The 314-nt window shown below is 60.2% G+C and carries 1 protein-coding gene; it reads right to left on the bottom strand.

Annotated features, from left to right (window positions below; translation table 11 throughout):
• On the bottom strand, nt 1-314 hold a 314-nt coding region (locus tag AC0L2H_RS32555), incomplete at both ends, for an omptin family outer membrane protease (protein WP_473593685.1).

Raw genomic sequence — 314 nt, 5'->3', positions numbered from 1 at the left:
GGAGCCGCCATAGGCAGTCCACTTGACCGAGGTGTACTTGAAGCCACCGTTGACGTTGATCAGCAGCTGATCGCTGAGCTGAAAGTCGTGGCCGAGCGCGACGGTTGCCGAATAGAAGTGATCCAGACCGGTGTCGGAATGACGCGAGCGGCTGCTCCAGTCGTTCCAGCCATCATTGGTCGAGAATGGCGAGATCCAGTCATAGTCTTCCATGTAGCTATCGCCGCTGAAGGCGAGCTGGCCGGAAAGCTTGGCGGTCCAGCCGGCCTCGCTGCGCGCCGTCATCTCGGCTGAGATGACCGGAGAGGTGCTTT

It is taken from the genome of Mesorhizobium sp. WSM4871 (assembly GCF_055811295.1).
Note: the sequence above shows the minus strand (reverse complement) of the source record. Positions and strands in the feature narration are given on the sequence as shown.